We start from the raw sequence: 19,659 nt of genomic DNA on the forward strand, positions 1-19,659 counted from the left end.
AACAGCCCCTTATTCTTTATAGTAAGCCGTCTACACTGTCATAGGTTTGCGCTGGCCACACACCTACCTGCACTTGCCCTATGTGTTGTTTTTGTAATAACAGCATAGCCAAGCGAGACTGACCAATACCACCACCAATTGTTTGAGGAAATTTACTTTCTAACAATGCTTTATGCCAATCAAACTCTAAACGGTCTTCGTCACCGGTAATTCCCAATTGAGCTTGCAAAACTTCAGGGCTCACTCGAATTCCCATAGATGATATTTCGAAAGCATCTTCAAGAATTGGATTCCATACTAAAATATCGCCATTTAATCCCATATACTGATCACATGTTGGTGTTGACCAATCGTCGTAATCTGGCGCTCTCACATCATGAATTTTACCATCACTTAATGCTCCGCCAATACCAATTAAAAACACAGCACCATATTCTTGAGCAATCGCTTTCTCACGCTGCTTAGCGCTAAAGTCAGGGTACATTTTACGAAGCTCTTCACTGTGTACAAAAGTAATTTTAGCTGGCAAAAATGCTCTTAAGCCAAAGCTTGCACTAACATATTGTTCAGTGGCTTTAATACCTTGGTAAATTGTTTCAACCGTTTGCTTGAGAGTAGATAGCGAACGCTGCGTACTTTCACAAATAACTTGCTCCCAATCCCATTGATCAACATAAACAGAATGGATTGGGCTTAGTGAATCTTCATCAGGTCGCAACGCTTTCATTTGCGTATAAATTCCCTCACCTTGTGAAAAGCCATATTCACCCAAGATTTTACGCTTCCACTTAGCAAGAGAATGCACCACTTCGTAACGGCTATCTGCAATCGCTTTAATATTCACAGCCACGGCGTTCTCGTGCCCACTTAAGTTATCCTGTGTACCGTCGCCTACTTTAGCTAAAATAGGCGCTTGAACTTCAATTAAGCCCAGTTTTTGTTCTAATTGCTGCGAAAAGAACTGCTTAACTTTACTTATTTGCTGCTGCTGCTGCACATAATGTGAACTCATAATAATTGGCCTCATTCCCAGTTATTGTATTTACTACTTAGCGCAAATTACGCTTCAATGAGGTTATCGTAACAATTAAACTATTTAATTCAATATCCCATAATAAAAATAGCTTTACGATATTAAAACCATTAAAAAAGTGGTATAAAAACAACTAATACCATAATTTAAGGCCGCTATATCTATGGAAAATTATCAAATCGATAATCTTGATAAACAGATTCTGCATGCATTAATGGATAATGCGCGTACACCTTATGCTGAATTAGCAAAACGCTTTAGTGTAAGCGCAGGAACAATTCATGTGCGAATCGAAAAAATGAAACATGCAGGGATCATCACAGGTACTCAACTAACCATTAATACAAAGCAATTAGGTTACGATGTGTGTTGTTTTATTGGTATTAATTTGAACAACGCGCGCGATTATCCGCAAACACTTATAAAATTAGAATCATTAGAGGAAGTGGTCGAAGCATATTACACCACTGGTAATTACAGTATTTTTATTAAAGTAATGACCCGCTCTATCGATCATCTACAAGATGTACTAATCAATAAAATACAGGCAATAGAAGCCATTCAATCAACCGAAACCCTGATCTCATTACAAAACCCGATTAGTCGAACAGTGGTGCCTTAAGGTGAAAAATCTCGTATAATTTGCCGAAAAAGAGGACTCCAATGCAGCAAACTCGTTACCAAAGAATCGAAAGTGTACTTTCACGTCGTCAAACCGACCTTACCGTGTGTTTAGAAGACGTACACAAACACCATAACTTATCAGCAATTGTTAGAACGGCTGATGCCGTTGGTTGTCATCATGTGCATGCCGTGTGGCCAGAAAAACAAAAGTGGCTAACCAATAATACCTCTGGTGGTAGTAAAAACTGGTTAGACACACATCTTCACACAAACATAGATGATGCCGTTGCAAGTATGCGTGCTCATAATCCTGATGTACAAATTTTAGCTACGCATTTAAGTGAAGATGCTGTCGACTTCAGAGAAATTGATTACACTAAACCGACTGCAATTATTGTCGGTCAAGAAAAAACGGGGATCTCTCCACAAGCCTTAGAGTATGCAGATCAAAACATCATTATTCCAATGCAAGGCATGGTGCAGTCGTTAAATGTATCCGTTGCAGCAGCCCTAATTTTATTTGAGGCGCAGCGTCAACGTGATCTAGCTGGTTTATACAATAGAAATATGCTGAGTGAAGAAATTAAGCACCCAATGTACTTTGAAGGCTGCCACCCAATTATTGCAAGGCAATGCAAACAAAAAAACCTACCTTACCCTGCTCTTGATGAAAACGGCGAAATTGTTGCTGATGAACAGTTTTGGCAGGCGTTAAAACATACTTGATGCATATACAGTGTATCAGTACACTTAACTTACTAAATAATAATAATTGAGCCTACATTGTCTAAACCTAGCTTAAGCCAATACCCAATCACAGAACTTAAAGGCGTTGGTCCTAAAATGGCTGAACGGCTTTTAAAGCTAGGTATTAGTACAGTACAGGACATGCTATTTCATTTGCCGCTTAGGTATGAAGACAGAACCCGTATTTATACAATTAGTGAGTTGACCCCTCATAGCCACGTAACTGTTCAAGCAACCATTGAAACCAGTCAAATAACCTTTGGAAAGCGGCGCATGCTGGTTTGCCAAATAAATGATGGTACAGGTAGGTTAACACTACGATTTTTTAATTTTACCGCAGCACAAAAAAATGCATTTAGCACAGGCAAAATAATTCGTTGCTTTGGCGAAATACGTCGCGGACGTATTGGCTTTGAAATGAGTCATCCTGAATACAGTATTAGCGACACTTTTGAACAACAACCAACATCATCAACACTTACGCCAGTCTATTCAACAACCGAGGGGTTAAAGCAGCTCTCTATTAGGGCGTTGAGTGAACAGGCAATAGAATTACTTCAAAAGTATGCAGTAGAAGAGCTACTTCCCCAACAATGGCAACCATCGCAACTACCGTTAAGTGATGCGTTATTATTACTGCATCGCCCTCCTAATGATGTTGATATAAGTGCGCTTGAACAAGGGACTCACCCAGCTCAGCAGCGGCTCGTATTTGAAGAATTACTGGCGCAAAATCTCAGTTTATTAAAAGTAAGAGAACAGGGACAACAAGTTAAAGCCGTTGCACTTGAGCCCACTAATTCATTAGAAACACAATTTTTAGCACAATTACCCTTTGCGCCAACCAATGCACAAAGCCGTGTGGTATCAGAAATTAAAGCAGATATGCAACACGCTTACCCTATGATGCGACTTGTCCAAGGGGACGTTGGCTCTGGTAAAACACTAGTCGCAGCACTGAGCGCGTTAACTGCGATAGCAAAAGGCTACCAGGTCGCATTAATGGCGCCAACAGAGATATTGTCAGAGCAACACGGAATCAACTTTTCTAGCTGGTTTGAAAGCCTTGGAATAACGGTTGCTTGGTTAGGTGGTAAAACAAAAGGTAAAGAGCGCGTAAGTACACTTGCAATGATCGCCTCAGGTGAAGCGCAAATGATTATCGGTACCCATGCGTTATTTCAAGATGAAGTAAAATTTAACAATCTTGTACTTATCATTATTGATGAACAACACCGCTTTGGAGTTCATCAACGTTTATCATTGCGTGAAAAAGGCCGTTTTGGTGATTGTTATCCACATCAGCTAGTAATGACAGCAACTCCTATACCACGTACGCTGGCGATGACTGCCTATGCAGACTTAGAAACCTCAGTGATTGACGAATTACCACCTGGGCGGACTCCTATCACTACAGTTGCGATTCCTGATACTCGTCGAGATGACATTATTAGTCGCGTAAAACTTGCCTGTAACGAACAAGGTCGACAGGTTTACTGGGTATGTACACTAATAGACGAGTCTGAAGTACTACAATGCCAAGCAGCGGAAGACAGTGCATTACAGCTAAAAGAAGCATTACCTGAGCTTGCTATTGGCTTAGTCCATGGGCGAATGAAAGCTACGGAAAAGCAAGCCATTATGAGCGACTTTAAAGCGGGTAAAATTCATGTACTTGTGGCAACAACCGTGATCGAAGTTGGGGTTGATGTGCCTAATGCGAGTTTGATTATTATCGAAAACCCTGAGCGCCTAGGTTTAGCACAGCTTCACCAACTACGTGGCCGCGTAGGCCGTGGAGCTACGGCATCTCACTGCGTGCTTTTATACCATGCACCACTTTCACATACCGCACAGAAACGGTTAGGAGTACTGCGCGATAGTAACGACGGATTTGTTATCGCAGAACGTGATTTAGAAATACGCGGCCCAGGTGAAGTTCTTGGGACCAAACAAACCGGCTTAGCAGAATTTAAAATTGCAGACTTAACAAGAGATAAGCAAACCTTAAATCAAGTTAGACCCATAGCACAACAGATGTTGAAGCAATATCCTCAGTATGTAGACCCTCTCATTCAACGCTGGTTAGGCAACAAGTCAAATTACGCACAAGCTTAGTAACTTATTCGCATAAAGCCACATATTAATTTTCCCAACTAGTTATTCCCTATACCACAACTATTTCCCTACACCTTGCGCCTGTTTTTTCACTTCCCTGCAGATACAAAAAAGCCCGACTCTTTTGAATCAGGCTTGCTTGTATTTAGAGTCGGTGCGCTATTTTGCCCATGGGTTTAGTAATACTCAACCCTCGTAACGCTGTGCAGCTGATAGCTGACGGCTGACGGCTGACGGCTGACGGCTGACGGCTAATACTTTCACTTTCCTACAGACGTAAAAAAGCCCGACTCTTTCGAGTCGGGCTTTCTTGTATTTGGAGCCTGGTAATGTCCTACTTTCACATAACAAATGCTACACTATCATCGGCGCTGTTTCGTTTCACTACTGAGTTCGGCATGGGGTCAGGTGGGTCCAAAACGCTATTGTCACCAAGCAAATTTGGGTGTCAGTCCGTATTACTACGCACTAACTAAAATTTGGAATTCTGATAATAAAGTCTTCTAGTATCTACTTTAGTTATATTAACTTCTTCGCTTGTTTCACTATCACATAAAACGCGTTTGGCGTTGTATGGTTAAGCCTCACGGGTAATTAGTACAAGTTAGCTTAATGGCTCACACCACTTCCACATCTTGCCTATCAACGTTGTAGTCTTCAACGGCCCTTCAGAGACTTTAAAAGTCTAGTGAGAACTCATCTCGAGGCCTGCTTCGCGCTTAGATGCTTTCAGCGCTTATCAGTTCCGAACGTAGCTACCGGGCAATGCCATTGGCATGACAACCCGAACACCAGCGGTTCGTTCACTCCGGTCCTCTCGTACTAGGAGCAACCCCTCTCAATTCTCAAACGCCCACGGCAGATAGGGACCGAACTGTCTCACGACGTTCTAAACCCAGCTCGCGTACCACTTTAAATGGCGAACAGCCATACCCTTGGGACCGACTTCAGCCCCAGGATGTGATGAGCCGACATCGAGGTGCCAAACACCGCCGTCGATATGAACTCTTGGGCGGTATCAGCCTGTTATCCCCGGAGTACCTTTTATCCGTTGAGCGATGGCCCTTCCATTCAGAACCACCGGATCACTATGACCTACTTTCGTACCTGCTCGACGTGTCTGTCTCGCAGTTAAGCTGGCTTCTACCATTACACTAACCGTACGATGTCCGACCGTACTTAGCCAACCTTCGTGCTCCTCCGTTACTCTTTGGGAGGAGACCGCCCCAGTCAAACTACCCACCAGGCACTGTCCGTAACCCCGATTCAGGGGCCAACGTTAGAACATCAAAACTACAAGGGTGGTATTTCAAGGACGACTCCACAAAAACTAGCGTCTCTGCTTCTAAGTCTCCCACCTATCCTACACATGTAGGTTCAATGTTCAGTGCCAAGCTGTAGTAAAGGTTCACGGGGTCTTTCCGTCTAGCCGCGGGTACACAGCATCTTCACTGCGATTTCAATTTCACTGAGTCTCGGGTGGAGACAGCGTGGCCATGGTTACACCATTCGTGCAGGTCGGAACTTACCCGACAAGGAATTTCGCTACCTTAGGACCGTTATAGTTACGGCCGCCGTTTACCGGGGCTTCGATCAAGAGCTTCTCCGAAGATAACCCCATCAATTAACCTTCCGGCACCGGGCAGGTGTCACACCGTATACGTCATCTTGCGATTTTGCACAGTGCTGTGTTTTTAATAAACAGTCCCAGCCACCTGGTCACTGCGGCTCCAATCAGCTTAGAGAGCAAGTCTCATCACCAATCGGAGCGTACCTTCTCCCGAAGTTACGGTACGATTTTGCCTAGTTCCTTCACCCGAGTTCTCTCAAGCGCCTTAGTATTCTCTACCTGACCACCTGTGTCGGTTTGGGGTACGATTCGGTATAATCTGAAGCTTAGAGGCTTTTCCTGGAAGTATGGCATCAGCAACTTCATCACCTTGGTGACTCGTCTCGTGTCTCAGCCTAACAGCAACCCGGATTTACCTAAGTCACTAGCCTACACACTTTCACATGGACTACCATCGCCATGCTTGCTTAGCCTGCTCCGTCCCCCCATCGCAATTATACCAAGTACGGAAATATTAATCCGTTTCCCATCGACTACGCCTTTCGGCCTCGCCTTAGGGGTCGACTTACCCTACCCTGATTAACATGGGATAGGAACCCTTGGTCTTCCGGCGTGCGGGTTTTTCACCCGCATTATCGTTACTCATGTCAGCATTCGCACTTCTGATACGTCCAGCATACCTCCCGGTACACCTTCAACCGCTTACAGAACGCTCCCCTACCACTCAGAATAAATTCTGAATCCGCAGCTTCGGTGCATAGTTTAGCCCCGTTACATCTTCCGCGCAGACCGACTCGACCAGTGAGCTATTACGCTTTCTTTAAAGGATGGCTGCTTCTAAGCCAACCTCCTGGCTGTCTGGGCCTTTCCACATCGTTTCCCACTTAACTATGACTTTGGGACCTTAGCTGGCGGTCTGGGTTGTTTCCCTCTTCACGACGGACGTTAGCACCCGCCGTGTGTCTCCCGGATATTACTTTACGGTATTCGGAGTTTGCAAAGGGTTGGTAAGTCGGGATGACCCCCTAGCCTTAACAGTGCTCTACCCCCGTAAGTATTCGTCCGAGGCTCTACCTAAATAGATTTCGGGGAGAACCAGCTATCTCCCGGTTTGATTAGCCTTTCACTCCTAACCACAGGTCATCCCCTAACTTTTCAACGTTAGTGGGTTCGGTCCTCCAGTTGATGTTACTCAACCTTCAACCTGCCCATGGCTAGATCACCGGGTTTCGGGTCTATACCTTGCAACTATTCGCCCAGTTAAGACTCGGTTTCCCTACGGCTACCCTAATCGGTTAACCTCGCTACAAAATATAAGTCGCTGACCCATTATACAAAAGGTACGCAGTCACCCTCGAAGGGCTCCTACTGCTTGTACGTACACGGTTTCAGGTTCTATTTCACTCCCCTCACAGGGGTTCTTTTCGCCTTTCCCTCACGGTACTGGTTCACTATCGGTCAGTTGGGAGTATTTAGCCTTAGATGATGGTCCACCTATATTCAGTCAAAGTTTCACGTGCTCCGACCTACTCGATTTCACTTAAAATGCGTTTTCATGTACGGGACTATCACCCTGTATCGTGGCACTTTCCAGAGCCTTCCATTAACACATAATAAGCTTAAGGGCTGTTCCGATTTCGCTCGCCGCTACTATCGGAATCTCGGTTGATTTCTTTTCCTACGGGTACTTAGATGTTTCAGTTCTCCGCGTTCGCCTCGTTAACCTATGTATTCAGTTAACGATACCTGCAAGCAGGTGGGTTTCCCCATTCGGAAATCCTAGTCTCAAGTGCTTTTTACTAGCTTGACTAGGCTTATCGCAAGTTAATACGTCCTTCATCGCCTCCAACTGCCAAGGCATCCACCGTGTACGCTTAGTCACTTAACCATACAACCCAAACGGGTCTTTGTTTTGTGACAGTTTAACTTCGCCAGAAGTTAATATTGAATACTAAAGTAGATACCAATTAATCCGAGGATTAAATGGCACTGAATGATACTGCTATCATTCTTTTTTACTTTTGAAAACTCTGTACAAATACAATGTATTCATACGAATTTTATTATCAGCTTTTCCAAATTTTTAAAGAGCAGAGAATCAAAAACTTCTCAAAATTAAACACACTCTATTCTCAGGTGATTGTGCTACCCGATAAAAGAATATTTATTTTTAAGAAGTAAAGTGGTGGAGCTAAGCAGGATCGAACTGCTGACCTCCTGCGTGCAAGGCAGGCGCTCTCCCAGCTGAGCTATAGCCCCACATATGCTGGTCTTACTGTTTGTATACCGACTTCTTTTTAAGACGAGGCGTAAGTTGAGGCTGTTTAGTTCACTAAACAACGAAGCTTACAACGAAGTATTAAGAAGAAGTGGTGGGTCTGAGTAGATTTGAACTACCGACCTCACCCTTATCAGGGGTGCGCTCTAACCAGCTGAGCTACAGACCCAAACAATAAGTGTTGTTCTCTTTACAATTAACAATCATCTGTGTGGACACTACGAACAAATAAGTTCTAAATCGTATAAGGAGGTGATCCAGCCCCAGGTTCCCCTAGGGCTACCTTGTTACGACTTCACCCCAGTCATGAATCACTCCGTGGTAAACGTCCTCCCGAGGGTTAGACTATCTACTTCTGGAGCAACCCACTCCCATGGTGTGACGGGCGGTGTGTACAAGGCCCGGGAACGTATTCACCGCGTCATTCTGATACGCGATTACTAGCGATTCCGACTTCATGGAGTCGAGTTGCAGACTCCAATCCGGACTACGACGCACTTTAAGTGATTCGCTTACTCTCGCGAGTTCGCAGCACTCTGTATGCGCCATTGTAGCACGTGTGTAGCCCTACACGTAAGGGCCATGATGACTTGACGTCGTCCCCACCTTCCTCCGGTTTATCACCGGCAGTCTCCTTAGAGTTCTCAGCATTACCTGCTAGCAACTAAGGATAGGGGTTGCGCTCGTTGCGGGACTTAACCCAACATCTCACAACACGAGCTGACGACAGCCATGCAGCACCTGTATCAGAGTTCCCGAAGGCACCAAACCATCTCTGGTAAGTTCTCTGTATGTCAAGTGTAGGTAAGGTTCTTCGCGTTGCATCGAATTAAACCACATGCTCCACCGCTTGTGCGGGCCCCCGTCAATTCATTTGAGTTTTAACCTTGCGGCCGTACTCCCCAGGCGGTCTACTTAATGCGTTAGCTTTGAAAAACAGAACCGAGGTTCCGAGCTTCTAGTAGACATCGTTTACGGCGTGGACTACCAGGGTATCTAATCCTGTTTGCTCCCCACGCTTTCGTACATGAGCGTCAGTGTTGACCCAGGTGGCTGCCTTCGCCATCGGTATTCCTTCAGATCTCTACGCATTTCACCGCTACACCTGAAATTCTACCACCCTCTATCACACTCTAGTTTGCCAGTTCGAAATGCAGTTCCCAGGTTGAGCCCGGGGCTTTCACATCTCGCTTAACAAACCGCCTGCGTACGCTTTACGCCCAGTAATTCCGATTAACGCTCGCACCCTCCGTATTACCGCGGCTGCTGGCACGGAGTTAGCCGGTGCTTCTTCTGTCAGTAACGTCACAGCTAGCAGGTATTAACTACTAACCTTTCCTCCTGACTGAAAGTGCTTTACAACCCGAAGGCCTTCTTCACACACGCGGCATGGCTGCATCAGGCTTGCGCCCATTGTGCAATATTCCCCACTGCTGCCTCCCGTAGGAGTCTGGGCCGTGTCTCAGTCCCAGTGTGGCTGATCATCCTCTCAAACCAGCTAGGGATCGTCGCCTTGGTGAGCCATTACCTCACCAACTAGCTAATCCCACTTGGGCCAATCTAAAGGCGAGAGCCGAAGCCCCCTTTGGTCCGTAGACATTATGCGGTATTAGCAGTCGTTTCCAACTGTTGTCCCCCACCTCAAGGCATGTTCCCAAGCATTACTCACCCGTCCGCCGCTCGTCAGCAAAGTAGCAAGCTACTTTCTGTTACCGCTCGACTTGCATGTGTTAGGCCTGCCGCCAGCGTTCAATCTGAGCCATGATCAAACTCTTCAATTAAAAAGTTTTATGTCTTTCGACAGCTCAATGAATTCTGAATTTATTTAATATCTTTCGATATTGAATTGACTGTGCTGAATAACTACCGAAGTAATTATTCTGTTGGTCACTCAGTTTCAATTGAGACTCTAAATTTGTTTGCCTCACTACCTAAGTAGCTTGGCTGTTAGAACTCAATCTGTACGAGTGCCCACACAGATGATTGCTTTATATTGTTAAAGAACGTTGCGACGTTGTCGCTAGGGATGCGTATAATACATCCTTTATTTTTCGAGTCAATACTTAATTTTAAACTTTCTTACGATGATTTAAACTTAAGTTTTATTTAACTCTCTGAGTAGTTCGTGCCTCGCTATGCGTTGGCGTTCCCCGTCTCAGTGGGGTCGCATTATAGGGAGATCCGAAAACAGATCAACCTTTTTTTTAGATCTTTTTACTGTTTGCTCAACTTTCAAGCAAATACTATTGAAATGGTATGGAAAGAGCTTACTTTAGGTCGTTTTTTGCACTCTTATTAACTATTTACTATAAATTTCATTGCTATGTTCAATTAAGACGTTAAGATAGCAAGCTCACAATGTTAAATTAATGTTTATTTCCTGTTTATTGGTAGATCAAAATGAAATTACCCGATCAAAAATCTTTTATCTTTGCAGTTATTCTTGCTGTTGTTGGTTTTGTTATCGTTAAGTTTGTACTTGCAAGCCTAGCATTAGACCCTGCACTACTATTTGGTGCTGGTTTATTAATTGGTGGACTTGTCATTGCTGCAATGTCATCAGTAAGTGCAGAAGAAGCCGAAGTAAAAACAAAAACACTTTATGTTGGCAATCTTCCTTATCGCGCAAATGAAGGCGTTGTACGTGCTTTGTTCGAAGAGCAAGGCAAGGTATTTAATGTTCGTTTATTGAAAGATAAGAATACTGGCAAACGTCGCGGCTTTGGTTTTGTTGAAATGGCTCAAGCTGATGCGGATAACGCAATTGCTAAGTTAAATGATAGTGAGTTCCAACAACGTACTTTAAAAGTACGTGAAGCAAAACAAAAACAAGAAGATGATTCTAACTCTTATCGTTCAGAGTCGGATCAAACAGTGTAACTTGCTTAACGGCTAGTTTATCACTACATATATCAGCCGTTGCATAATACCGCAGCGGCTTTTTTATGCCTGCTTGATCATCGCTTAAATTCAGTAAAGATCTAACTCGCTTAGCAATAGCCGCACCAGAATCTAACAACTCTATATGTGCTTTAAAGTAATCACTAATTGGTTTAGCAAGAATAGGAAAGTGAGTACAGCCTAATACCAGCACATCGATATCTTTATTAATATTTAATCGGTTTAACTCAGTGTGCAGCTTTTCTATATCTAAGTATTGGGTAAAAAAGAATGTTTCTGCCAGGGTGACCAATTCAACACTACTATATAAGCTTGTAGTTATAAGTGAGGCATGCTCTTTAATCAGTGTATCCGTATATGAACTTGCTACTGTAGCAGGGGTTGCCAATAATCCAATATGCTTTGATTGTGTTATTTGTGCTGCGGGCTTAATCGCAGGTACAACCCCTACAATTGGAATATCTGTTATTTGACGTACCGCACTTAATGCAGATGTTGAGGCGGTATTGCAGGCTATAACAATTAAGTCGACATTGAGCGACTCATTTTTGATAAATTGGATTAGTCCACATAAGCGACTAATTATAGTCTGCTGCGACTGTGCACCATAAGGCAATAATGCATTATCCATGAAGTAACTATATTGAGCGTGAGGAATGCTTTGCTGAATATGCTCAAGTACTGTGGTTCCACCTATACCTGAATCAAATACCATGATGTGCGCTGACAAACTACCATTCCTACTCTTTACTTAGAACGGCAGTTTGCCATGAGGCTTTTATAAAAGAAAGTAGTTTTACTCAGCGTCTAGTTTTGCAGTAGCTGTGTTTAATTTATCTAAGTTTTCAAACATGGTGTTAGTGTAATCAACCAGTTTATCTATTTCTTGTTGATCTTGATTTAGCCATTGAATGATACCTGATAGCTGGCTTTCTAATCCTAGTGCTTGCGCTTTAGAGTAAGCCGATTTTAGATCATCATTAAAAGGCGCGACAGTTTCGGCAATGGCCTTTTCTGAGGTTGGCTTAATTTGTTCATACTCTTTAATAGCTGCCACAGTTTTGCTTTGACGTAAGTCCATTGAAAATGCCACCAGCTGTTCATTTCCTAAGCTGAGTTCTTGGGCTTGTTCAAATGCTTTATCTAAGTCGCCACTGAAAAAGGTTTTACTTACATCTTGTAACTCTGCCATTAAATCATTTATAGCTTGCTGTTCGTCTTCATTAAGCTCTCCATTTACTGACATAGAAAATGACAACTCGCGAGATTCAGAAAATTGCGTACTAAATGCTTGTGAGCTTTCAGTTTGCTGATAGCGACTAGATGACTGAGATTGATAAGCATCTGCAAAACTAATACTCACCTCATCACCTTCTGCGGTGGTAAAAGTGTAATCAGCGCTGTTACTAAGGTTCACATATTGCGATTGACTAACCGTTACGCTTGCTGGCTGAGGATTAAATAAGTTCTGCTCAAATTTATCAAGGCCATTAAAGATGCCCTCTTTTGATTTATCAATACCCTCTTCAAGCTCTTGATTAAATACGCCCATACCTTTTAATTCATCGACAGCTTCATCAACACCTGTTTGCACGCCTTTACGTGCCTGGTTAAGTATATCTTGTAGCTTGTCATCATCGGCACCATTGGCTTTGGCTTTTTTTACTGAGCTTGTGACAAAGTCTAAAACATTTTTGACTACTTCATTAAAATCAAACAATGGTTTGTCTTTTTTCGCTTCAGCAACCGGCAAGCCTAATTCTTTTGCCATTTTGTCACCCAATACGGCAGCAGCCAATTCTTTTCCGCGTTGCTGATAGCTAGTTGGTGGGGAGTCTATTTTAGGCTGTGGCATTGCTTGCTTAGTATTGTATTTATTGGCATTGCTGTTTGGAACAAAACTAAAGTTACCTATTTTCATGAGAAGACTCCTATTTAGACATACTCTTATATCGGCCAAGTAAGCCTATACTGTAGTAAAATGCTTAAAAAAGCTCACTATATTTGATCAAAACTAGACAAATACGCTTCGCTCCCTACAATAGCGCCGATAAACAGATCTCAACGATAAGGTTATACCGTTAATGGCAGTTATAAATATAGATACCACGCAGTACGATGCACAATTAAATGAAAAAGAGCAGCGTATTACAGAGCAGTTTCAACGTTTCGGTGTAAAACAGTTAGAAGTATTTAGCTCTGAGCCTATTAACTACCGTCAACGTGCAGAATTTAGAGTATGGCACGATGGCGACGATCTGTTTCATATTATGTTTGATCAACAAACGAAAGATAAAATACGTGTCGATACCTTTGATCCTGCAGCTCCTTTAGTAGGTGAAGTTATGCAGATAATGATTGATAACTTAAAAGGCTGCGAAGTACTGCGTCGTAAATTATTCCAAATAGATTATTTATCGACCCTCAGCGGTGAAATTTTAGTGAGCTTGCTTTATCACAAGCCACTTGATGAACACTGGTTAACTGAGATTAATGCCTTAAAGGAAAAGCTAAGTAGCCAGTACAAAATTGACTTTATTGGCCGTGCACGTAAGCAAAAAGAAAAATTAGGCGATGACTTTGTTACTGAGCGTTTAATGGTAAATGGCCAAGAGCTAATCTATCAACAGGTAGAAAATAGCTTTACTCAGCCTAATGCGAAGGTGAATATTAAAATGTTAGAGTGGGCACAAGAGCTATGTAAACCACTAAACAATGATTTACTAGAGCTGTATTGTGGTAACGGAAACTTTTCAATTGCACTTGCGGGCTCATTTAATAAAGTGCTGGCAACAGAAATATCAAAATCGTCTGTGCATTCAGCGCAATATAATATTGCTCAAAACAAAGTAACTAACTTAGATATTATTCGCATGTCGAGCGAAGAGTTTACTCAGGCAATGAAAGGCGAGCGTACTTTCTCTCGCTTAGATGGTATTGACCTTAGTAGTTACAACTGCCAAACCATTCTAGTCGACCCACCTCGTGCCGGCATGGATACCCTAACGTGTGATTTAGTGGCTAACTATGAGAATATTATTTATATCTCATGTAACCCAGATACGTTAGAGCGTGACCTTGATCACTTATGCCAAACCCATGAGGTTAAGCGCTTTGCAATATTTGATCAATTCCCATACACACACCATATTGAATCTGGTGTATTTTTACAGAAAAAATAAAATCCAATACTATAATGCCAGCGCCTTGATAAGTGCTGGTATTTGCTCTTCACTAAATACTTTAACTTGATGCTTTACCAATAACTTAGCGGTCAGCCCCATGCCTTTTACTTTCACCCCACTATGGCTTCCATCATAAATTGTATTACGGCCACACGAAGGACTAGACTCTTTTAGTAAAGCAAAGCGAATATTATGCTTATTACAAAGGGCTAATGCTTTATTAGCGCCAGCTTCAAATGCACTTGTTACATCCTCGGCAGTATTTGTAATAACTCGATTTTGCTTTATCTCAGCGGGCGCTCTAGGCACGAGTAAGCCACCAGCAATCTCAGGACAAAATACGATTAATCTATTTTGCTTTTGCCACAAATTAAGTTGAGGGTGCAATATTGTTTGGCCTTTACCATCATAACGAACTGGCAAACCTAACAAACAACTTGAGATTAAAATTTTTTCCATAATGAATTTTCTTCTCCAAATAAAAAAGCTCCTTTCGGAGCTTTTTTATTTCACTAAACTACTTATTTATTTGCTAAGTAGTTAATAAGTGCGCTTACATCTTCTGGCGATGAAATACCTGACTCGCCACCTAAGTTAAGCTTATATTTACCATTAACAATAAATGTTGGAACGCCACGCAGTGCCCCTTTTCCTTTAAAGTAATCTTGGTCGCGCTTCATTTTAGAGCTCAGTGTACGTACCGAGAAGCTTTCAAATAATTTATCAAATTTGTCGCCATCCACACCTTGCGCTAAAAATACATCTTTTACATCTGCAAGCTCATTAAAACGAGCACGCTTTGCGTGAATGTGGTCAAACATCGCTGAAATAATTTTATCTTTTTGCGGTAGTACTTCAGCAGTAGCTAGTGCTTGGCTGATCATGGTTTGATGTTCTGGGTCACGAACGCCCACGAAATCCACATGGCTTTTCTTAAACTTTACGTTTTTGTCTAGCTTAGGTTTGATCTCAGCAAGCAGTGGCTCCATGTTATTACATGCAGGGCAGTAAAAAGAGAAAAACTCTTTTACTTCTGGCTTTCTGGTTGCACGATCAGAGACGACATCATAATGTACGCCCTCTTCGTAAGTGGCAGCAAAACTGGTTGCAGCTAAAGGGAGTAATACAGCAAGCAACCCTGCTTTAACTAATTTGATCATTATTATGGTGCTCCAAAAATTATAGTTTTAGTAAAAAGCTAATTAACTCATCAAGTTCTTGTTGGCTCTTGATTGTATTAATATTGATTTTATATTTGTCATTTACGATAAATGTAGGTACGCCAGTTAATGCGCCAAGCTCAGAATATTTATTCTGCTTATCTTGCATGGCACGTTCAGCTGCTATGATAGGCAAACTAGCAATATCATTATCAAATGTGCTGTTATCAATTGCGTTAAGCTCTAATAACTTCTTAACGTCTTTAATTTCTGTTAATGGTGCACGCTGAATATGGATGCTTTTAAAAATTTGCGCTGTTACTGCTTCGGCTTGACCATGTTTTTTTGCAATTAAGTAAGCAAAGCTCAGGTTACTTTGTGCTTGTGGTGAAACGCCCCCTAAAAAGTTAACATGATTTTTTACAAACTCAGCCCCTTCAGGTAAGTTTTCTGCAATCCCTTTTGCTACCGGCTCAAATTTAAAACAGTGCGGGCAATAGAAAGAGAAGAATTCGGTTACGTTTGGCGTTTTACTCTTTTCAACGTCAATCACAGTATATTGATTACCTGCTTCAAAGTTGGCAGCTAGTGCTGCGAAAGGTAAACATAGGATCAGTAAACTTAGTTTTAATTTTTTAAGCATGAATATCTCGTTATACTTCTTTTTTAAATAAAAATATTATGGCAATAATTTTAACGGGGTTTCTTGCAAAGCTGCAAGCTGCTCTTTAAGCGCTAAAATTTGTTGCTCCCAGTATTTGTCATCTGCAAACCATGAAAAGTTCCGTACAAAAGCTGGATCGCTCCAACGTTTTGCAACCCAACCCATGTAATGAATCATACGCATGGCGCGAAGCGGTTCGATCAGCTTCAGTTGTGAGTGATCAAAATCACAAAACTCTTCATACGCATTCACTAAAGTGTCTAACTGTAACAGCTGTGTTTGTCGATCGCCACTGAGCATCATCCATAAATCTTGAATTGCAGGTCCTTGGCGGCTATCGTCTAAATCAACAAACATCAGCGCATCCCCAGCCCATAAAATATTACCAGCATGGCAGTCTCCGTGTAAGCGAATACTGTCTACATTTTTATATTGCAGCTGCGCTTGGGCAATAACTAAATCTAAAATAGTGTAAAAGGAAGTTTCTAATCCCATAGGAACTAAATTACTTTTTTGTAAGTGAACTTTAGCTGTATGCAGGTATTCATCGCAGCTAACAGTTGGTCTTTGGGTAAAGGGCTGCGTTTTCGCTACTTGGTGCATGCGACCAATTAAACGCCCTAGTACGTCAAGCTGATCTAAATTATCGACTTCAAATAAACGCCCGCCTACACTTGGGAATAAAGTAAATAAATACCCTTGGTGTTCAAATAAGCTTTGCCCATTATGCTTTATTGGCGCAACCACCGGTACTTCTGCGGCTGCCAGTTCAAAAGCAAAATCATGTTCCTCTTGAATTTGTGCTTTGCTCCAGCGCTCAGGCCGATAAAACTTAACAACGTAACGTTTTCCACCCTCAGCTACAAATTGATACACTCGATTTTCGTAGCTATTTAGCGCTAGCAACCCTGACTCAGCGTAAATATCAACGCTTTCGATGGCATCCAAAATAAGATCTGGGGTTAAGTCAATAAAGCTAAATTTACTCATATACTTCTTATATAAAAGAAAAGCGGGAATATCCCGCTTTTTTGTTAATATCAGTGTTCGTCTTTTAATACAGACTCTTTATCGCGCTTTAAAAAAGTTACTTTGCTGCGATATTTGGTTATCGGGTTCGTTTATTGGCGACAGTACAAAGTTAAACTCGGTCATTGGCGCTTTTAAATCATAAGGGTCCATTACTAATGATAACGGCACATTATGCGATTCACCAGCGTTCACCGTAAAGGTGGTATCACCTATGTATTTATAGTTATCTAACCCTTTAACATCAATAGAGAATGTTTGCTCGTACTGTGCCTTATTAATCACTTTTAAGGTGTAGGTGTTTTCAACTAAGCCATTAAAATCGACACGATACAACTGATTGCGATCACGGATAATATCAAAGTCCATAGGTTTACGCATGGCTATATTGGCTATCAACGCACCGGTAAGTAAGACTAAAATAATACTGTAACCAATCAGTTTAGGACGCAGCGGATGAGTTTTATTCTCTGGGGTTTCCAAGTTCCGCTCGGTGGTATAAGAGATTAGGCCTCGAGGATAATTCATTTTGTCCATTACGCCGTCACAGGCGTCAATACACGCGCCACAGTTTATACACTCGTATTGCAGACCATTACGAATATCAATCCCAGTTGGGCAAACTTGCACACACAAGTTACAGTCAATACAATCACCTAACCCCAGCTCTTTTGGGTCTTGTTTACGTGACCGTGGCCCGCGGTTTTCACCACGCGCTTCATCGTAGCTTACAGTAAAGGTGTCTTTATCAAACATTGCTGACTGAAAACGTGAGTATGGGCATATATGTAAACACATAATCTCGCGCATCCAACCCGCGTTACCATAAGTACAAATAGTAAATACAATAATACTAACTAAGGCATAACCGCCTACGTTAAAGGTAACAAATTCAGGGAGTAGTTCGCGAATAGGCGTAAAATAACCAACAAAAGTTAACGCGGTATACAAAGAAAATAACACCCAACTAGTGTGCTTTGCGGTTTTTCGCCAGAATTTGTCAAAATCCATTGGCCGTTGGTCTAACTTTTTACGTTGGTTAGCACTGCCCTCAAACTTTTCTTCAAACCAAATAAAAATAAAGGTCCATACTGTTTGCGGACAGGTATAGCCACACCATACGCGACCATAAAAAGTAGTCACTAAAAATAGAGCAAACGCCGCAAGCATAAAAATAAATGCAAGAATAGTGAAGTCTTGTGGCCATAGGGTTAAACCAAAAATATTAAACTTTTGCTCCATTAGCTCAAACAAAACAGCTTGCTGGCCATTAAAGTTGATCCAAGGCAATAACATAAACGCTAACATGCCTAAAAAGCCGATACGTTGTCTTAGTAATTGATGAAGCCCTGTAACCGCACGTACATAAATGCGATTGCGGGGGTTAAATCTATCTTCTTGACGGCTCAGATCAGGTTTTTGGATCTTAACCTCTGTTGGTATGTTTTTTACTTTAATTTGCTTATCCATTGAAGTTCCTCAACGCCGCTAGGAAATAAAAATTCAGCAATCTTTTTGTACTTTTCGCCTAAGTGTAACAACTTGCATGCTAAACATAATACGCTTTAAGTCGCACTTGTGTACTTTCAGATATTTCAGAAATATCTAACTACTGCCTCTTATTATACGCATATTAGCTAAAATTACTGACTAGATTGCTAATAATTTATTCAATTTGTGACTTGCTTTTAAAGTGTATTTTATTACACTTGCCGGCTACTAAAGTGTTGTTTGGATCAAGGTTTGTATATTTATGAAGAAATTTTTTATACTAGTGGTTGTGATCCTAGCATTTTTTACCGTTGATCATCCTTTGGTAAAAGAGCCGCGCGAACGGTTGCTCGGTGATGGTATCGGTTTGTTAAGCAGCTCAACTAAAGTAGATCGCTTTCCTGTAGCAACCATGACGAGAAATAAAGTGAATCAACAGTTAGCACTTTCTCGTTCTGAGCAAGACTATGTTGCTAAAACATTTACTACGGATGAATCAGTCAAGTTATTTGAACTACGCTATTGTCGCCAAGGTGATCTAAACCTCTATTTTTACGAAGAACGATTACTTACTGTATGTCGTATTATCAAAGAGTCATTAGCGCAAGCGAGAGTAAAGTAATGGATTTTTCTGGATTAAATAAAAAAGCAAGTAACTCATTTCATAAACATCGCACCATGCTTAAGCAATTGGCACAGGGTAAAACGTTAAAATGCGAACATTGTAATGGCGTATTAACCCTTAACTTAGCCACCAGCGAACCCGGTAAAGGAGTAATACAGTGCAAACAAGGTTGCACTGATATTGAATTAGAAATTGGCGGTTAGGTGTTAAGAACAACGTTTAAGCGCTAGAAAA

General features: G+C 41.9%; 15 protein-coding genes, 2 tRNA genes and 3 rRNA genes. 7 read left to right on the forward strand and 13 right to left on the reverse strand.

All coding sequences use genetic code 11. The features are described from left to right. Positions 1-16: 16 nt before the first annotated feature. Positions 17-1,012 (reverse strand): aspartate--ammonia ligase, encoded by a 996-nt coding sequence (asnA, locus tag ACNSN2_RS13460; protein ID WP_138596693.1) that lies wholly within the window; start codon positions 1,010-1,012, stop codon positions 17-19. 184 nt (positions 1,013-1,196) lie between these two features. On the opposite strand from asnA, the gene asnC reads away from it, so the two are divergent. The 3 genes from asnC to recG are packed head-to-tail and all read left to right on the forward strand — an operon-like array spanning position 1,197 to position 4,522. Then, positions 1,197-1,655 carry a transcriptional regulator AsnC gene (gene asnC / locus ACNSN2_RS13465; protein ID WP_008108204.1) on the forward strand — a complete coding sequence of 153 codons (459 nt, stop codon included), beginning with the start codon at positions 1,197-1,199 and terminating at the stop codon, positions 1,653-1,655. 41 nt (positions 1,656-1,696) lie between these two features. Continuing rightward, positions 1,697-2,383 (forward strand): tRNA (guanosine(18)-2'-O)-methyltransferase TrmH, encoded by a 687-nt coding sequence (trmH, locus tag ACNSN2_RS13470; RefSeq protein ID WP_418607725.1) that lies wholly within the window; start codon positions 1,697-1,699, stop codon positions 2,381-2,383. A 57-nt stretch (positions 2,384-2,440) separates the two neighbouring features. Next, complete coding sequence (gene recG, locus ACNSN2_RS13475) at positions 2,441-4,522, forward strand: ATP-dependent DNA helicase RecG (RefSeq protein WP_418607727.1); 2,082 nt, start codon at positions 2,441-2,443, stop codon at positions 4,520-4,522. Between the two features lie 321 nt (positions 4,523-4,843). On the opposite strand, the gene rrf is transcribed toward recG, so the two are convergent. The 5 genes from rrf to ACNSN2_RS13500 all read right to left on the reverse strand — a co-directional run bounded on the left by rrf (position 4,844) and on the right by ACNSN2_RS13500 (position 10,151). Further along, positions 4,844-4,958, reverse strand: a 5S ribosomal RNA gene (rrf, locus tag ACNSN2_RS13480). Between the two features lie 137 nt (positions 4,959-5,095). Continuing rightward, positions 5,096-7,980, reverse strand: a 23S ribosomal RNA gene (locus ACNSN2_RS13485). Between the two features lie 295 nt (positions 7,981-8,275). Then, positions 8,276-8,351 (reverse strand) — tRNA-Ala (locus ACNSN2_RS13490). Between the two features lie 111 nt (positions 8,352-8,462). Further along, positions 8,463-8,539: transfer RNA gene (locus ACNSN2_RS13495), tRNA-Ile, on the reverse strand. 76 nt (positions 8,540-8,615) lie between these two features. Beyond that, positions 8,616-10,151, reverse strand: a 16S ribosomal RNA gene (locus ACNSN2_RS13500). Together the 16S, 23S and 5S rRNA genes with 2 tRNA genes alongside form the textbook arrangement of a ribosomal RNA operon. Before the next feature lie 619 nt (positions 10,152-10,770). On the opposite strand from ACNSN2_RS13500, the gene ACNSN2_RS13505 reads away from it, so the two are divergent. Then, complete coding sequence (locus tag ACNSN2_RS13505; protein ID WP_418607729.1) at positions 10,771-11,250, forward strand: RNA recognition motif domain-containing protein; 480 nt, start codon at positions 10,771-10,773, stop codon at positions 11,248-11,250. On the opposite strand, the gene murI is transcribed toward ACNSN2_RS13505, so the two are convergent. Next, on the reverse strand, positions 11,213-12,001 hold the full coding sequence (gene murI / locus ACNSN2_RS13510; protein ID WP_418607730.1) for a glutamate racemase: 789 nt from the start codon (positions 11,999-12,001) through the stop codon (positions 11,213-11,215). The two genes, ACNSN2_RS13505 and murI, sit on opposite strands and share 38 nt — an antisense overlap. Positions 12,002-12,067: 66 nt before the next feature. Beyond that, complete coding sequence (locus ACNSN2_RS13515) at positions 12,068-13,192, reverse strand: DUF5610 domain-containing protein (RefSeq protein ID WP_010393043.1); 1,125 nt, start codon at positions 13,190-13,192, stop codon at positions 12,068-12,070. Positions 13,193-13,355: 163 nt separating this feature from the next. Here ACNSN2_RS13515 and trmA point away from each other — a divergent pair, with 163 nt between their 5' ends. Beyond that, positions 13,356-14,453, forward strand: a complete 1,098-nt coding sequence (gene trmA, locus ACNSN2_RS13520; protein ID WP_075169544.1) for a tRNA (uridine(54)-C5)-methyltransferase TrmA — start codon at positions 13,356-13,358, stop codon at positions 14,451-14,453. 9 nt (positions 14,454-14,462) lie between these two features. On the opposite strand, the gene ACNSN2_RS13525 is transcribed toward trmA, so the two are convergent. The 5 genes from ACNSN2_RS13525 to ccoG form a co-directional block, all read right to left on the reverse strand. Then, positions 14,463-14,915, reverse strand: coding sequence for a DUF523 domain-containing protein (locus ACNSN2_RS13525; RefSeq protein ID WP_109875875.1), 453 nt, complete (start codon positions 14,913-14,915; stop codon positions 14,463-14,465). 62 nt (positions 14,916-14,977) lie between these two features. Next, positions 14,978-15,616, reverse strand: coding sequence for a thiol:disulfide interchange protein DsbA/DsbL (locus ACNSN2_RS13530; protein WP_008113400.1), 639 nt, complete (start codon positions 15,614-15,616; stop codon positions 14,978-14,980). Between the two features lie 19 nt (positions 15,617-15,635). Continuing rightward, positions 15,636-16,259, reverse strand: a complete 624-nt coding sequence (locus ACNSN2_RS13535; RefSeq protein ID WP_036980428.1) for a thiol:disulfide interchange protein DsbA/DsbL — start codon at positions 16,257-16,259, stop codon at positions 15,636-15,638. Between the two features lie 36 nt (positions 16,260-16,295). Next, positions 16,296-17,270, reverse strand: a complete 975-nt coding sequence (locus ACNSN2_RS13540) for a serine/threonine protein kinase (protein ID WP_418607733.1) — start codon at positions 17,268-17,270, stop codon at positions 16,296-16,298. 78 nt (positions 17,271-17,348) lie between these two features. Further along, positions 17,349-18,779: a cytochrome c oxidase accessory protein CcoG gene (gene ccoG / locus ACNSN2_RS13545; RefSeq protein WP_418607734.1), complete on the reverse strand. Its 1,431-nt coding sequence runs from the start codon at positions 18,777-18,779 to the stop codon at positions 17,349-17,351. Between the two features lie 283 nt (positions 18,780-19,062). Between ccoG and ACNSN2_RS13550 the strand changes: the two genes are divergently transcribed. Beyond that, positions 19,063-19,422 (forward strand): hypothetical protein, encoded by a 360-nt coding sequence (locus ACNSN2_RS13550; RefSeq protein WP_010393028.1) that lies wholly within the window; start codon positions 19,063-19,065, stop codon positions 19,420-19,422. Continuing rightward, positions 19,422-19,628, forward strand: a complete 207-nt coding sequence (locus ACNSN2_RS13555) for a hypothetical protein (RefSeq protein WP_010393026.1) — start codon at positions 19,422-19,424, stop codon at positions 19,626-19,628. Before ACNSN2_RS13550 ends, ACNSN2_RS13555 begins: the two co-directional genes overlap by 1 nt. Positions 19,629-19,659: the final 31 nt, after the last annotated feature.

The sequence above is a fragment of the Pseudoalteromonas sp. US3C1013 genome, from assembly GCF_048401115.1.
Classification (GTDB): domain Bacteria; phylum Pseudomonadota; class Gammaproteobacteria; order Enterobacterales; family Alteromonadaceae; genus Pseudoalteromonas; species Pseudoalteromonas undina.

Coding starts and splice junctions, on each gene's coding strand:
- ACNSN2_RS13555 (WP_010393026.1), top strand. CDS start 19,422: ATGGATTTTTCTGGATTAAATAAAAAAGCAAGTAACTCATTTCATAAA.
- ACNSN2_RS13550 (WP_010393028.1), top strand. CDS start 19,063: ATGAAGAAATTTTTTATACTAGTGGTTGTGATCCTAGCATTTTTTACC.
- ACNSN2_RS13540 (WP_418607733.1), bottom strand. CDS start 17,270: ATGAGTAAATTTAGCTTTATTGACTTAACCCCAGATCTTATTTTGGAT.
- ACNSN2_RS13525 (WP_109875875.1), bottom strand. CDS start 14,915: ATGGAAAAAATTTTAATCTCAAGTTGTTTGTTAGGTTTGCCAGTTCGT.
- ACNSN2_RS13515 (WP_010393043.1), bottom strand. CDS start 13,192: ATGAAAATAGGTAACTTTAGTTTTGTTCCAAACAGCAATGCCAATAAA.
- ACNSN2_RS13505 (WP_418607729.1), top strand. CDS start 10,771: ATGAAATTACCCGATCAAAAATCTTTTATCTTTGCAGTTATTCTTGCT.
- trmH (WP_418607725.1), top strand. CDS start 1,697: ATGCAGCAAACTCGTTACCAAAGAATCGAAAGTGTACTTTCACGTCGT.
- ACNSN2_RS13530 (WP_008113400.1), bottom strand. CDS start 15,616: ATGATCAAATTAGTTAAAGCAGGGTTGCTTGCTGTATTACTCCCTTTA.
- ccoG (WP_418607734.1), bottom strand. CDS start 18,779: ATGGATAAGCAAATTAAAGTAAAAAACATACCAACAGAGGTTAAGATC.
- ACNSN2_RS13535 (WP_036980428.1), bottom strand. CDS start 16,259: ATGCTTAAAAAATTAAAACTAAGTTTACTGATCCTATGTTTACCTTTC.
- asnA (WP_138596693.1), bottom strand. CDS start 1,012: ATGAGTTCACATTATGTGCAGCAGCAGCAGCAAATAAGTAAAGTTAAG.
- trmA (WP_075169544.1), top strand. CDS start 13,356: ATGGCAGTTATAAATATAGATACCACGCAGTACGATGCACAATTAAAT.
- asnC (WP_008108204.1), top strand. CDS start 1,197: ATGGAAAATTATCAAATCGATAATCTTGATAAACAGATTCTGCATGCA.